General features: G+C 74.0%; 2 protein-coding genes. One reads left to right on the top strand and one right to left on the bottom strand.

The window, feature by feature from the left end; translation table 11 throughout:
• A partial coding sequence (locus tag E1193_RS31325) for a cellulose binding domain-containing protein (RefSeq protein ID WP_207922950.1) occupies positions 1–391 on the top strand: 391 nt, incomplete at its 5' end.
• A 57-nt stretch (positions 392–448) separates the two neighbouring features.
• On the opposite strand, the gene E1193_RS31320 is transcribed toward E1193_RS31325, so the two are convergent.
• Positions 449–1,709, bottom strand: a 1,261-nt coding sequence (locus tag E1193_RS31320; RefSeq protein ID WP_132186728.1) for an alpha-galactosidase, incomplete at its 5' end; no start/stop codon positions are given.

The raw sequence follows: 1,709 nt of genomic DNA, 5'->3' as shown, positions 1-1,709 counted from the left end.
GACCAGCCCGGCCCCCAGCTCCCCGGCGCCCAGCACGCCCGCGCCCAGCACGCCCGCGCCCAGCACGCCCGCGCCCAGCACGCCGGCACCGGGCGGTTGCACCGCCACCTACACCGTCGTCAACTCGTGGTCGGGCGGCTTCCAGGGCGAGGTCAAGGTGACCGCCGGCAACGCGGCCATCAACGGCTGGACGGTGCGTTGGACCTTCGCCAACGGCCAGTCCATCAGCCAGGCATGGAACGCCGAGGTGACCCGCAGCGGGTCGGCGGTGACCGCCCGCAACCTCTCCTACAACGGCCGGCTCGGCGCCGGCGCCAGCACCAACTTCGGCTTCATCGGCAGCTCCAGCGGCAACAACCCCGTCCCCGCGGTGACCTGCACCGCGAGCTGATCCACCGGTGGCCGGGTCCGCACGGACCCGGCCACCTCCCGTTCGGTACGCCCCGGCTCAGTCGATCGCGGTGGCCTCCAGCAGCAGCGCCTGCTCGGGGTGCAGCGCGGGCATCTGGAGCCCCACCGAGCCGAGCACGGCCCCGCCGAGCGTCACACCGTCGTCCGAGGCCAGCCAGACCGGCGGGGCGTGCTGGATCACCGCCGGCGCCGGCACCCCGGCCGGCGGACGTACCCGGTACCGGCGGGCCGGCGCGAGGCCGGGCAGCCGGACCACACCGGGGACCTGCGCGGCGGAGGTGGCCAGGCGGGACACCGCGTACACGGCGTGGGAACGGTCGTGGGCGACCACGCCGTGCGCCTGCACCGCCGGGTCCGGGTGGTCGACCCGGACCACCCGGCCGCCGTGCAGCAGCGGACGCAGCCGCCTGTGCAGCGCCACCCAGGCAGCCAGTTCGGCCCGCTCGGCGGCGGTGATCCCGCTGATGTCCCACTCGATGCCGTGGTGGCCGAAGAGCGCGGTGACCGCCCGGAAACCCAGGTCGTGGACCCGGTGGGTGGTGTGCGAGCGTTCGGGACCGATGTGGGTGCCGACCAGCTCCGGCGGCAGCAGCAGACCGGTCCACCGCTGGATCGACAGCCGTTCCAGGGCGTCGTTGCAGTCGCTGGCCCAGACCCGGTCGGTGCGGCGCAGGATCTCCAGGTCGATCCGTGCCCCACCGGAGGAGCAACTCTCGATCTCCACCCCGGGATGCCGACGGCGCAGCTCGTCCAGCAGCCGGTAGACGGCCACGGTCTGCGCGTGCACTCCGGGCCGGCCGCCGTGCCCGGCCTCGGTGAGGTCCCGGTTGTGGTCCCACTTGAGGTACGCGATGCCGTCGTGCTGCGACAGCAGGCCGTCGAGCTGGTCGAGCAGATGGTCGTACGCGTCGGGATGGGCCAGGTCGAGCACCTGCTGGAACCGCCACGGGGGCGGCAACCGTCCCGGCGCCTGGAGCACCCAGTCCGGGTGAGCGCGGAACAGGTCGGAGTCGGGGTTGACCATCTCCGGCTCGACCCAGAGCCCGAACTGCATCCCGTGCCCCCGGACGTGGTCGATCAGCGGCTGGAGCCCGTCCGGCCACACCTCCTCGTCGACGTACCAGTCCCCGAGGCCGGCCTGGTCGTGCCGCCGGCCGCGGAACCAGCCGTCGTCGAGCACGAATCGTTCCACGCCCACCTCGGCGGCCCGGTCAGCCAGGGCGGTGAGCCGGCCGAGGTCGTGGTCGAAGTAGACGGCCTCCCAGACGTTGAGGGTGACCGGGCGGGGGGTGCGCGGG

This window comes from Micromonospora sp. KC606, from assembly GCF_004348675.1.
GTDB lineage: Bacteria > Actinomycetota > Actinomycetes > Mycobacteriales > Micromonosporaceae > Micromonospora.
Note: the sequence above shows the minus strand (reverse complement) of the source record. Positions and strands in the feature narration are given on the sequence as shown.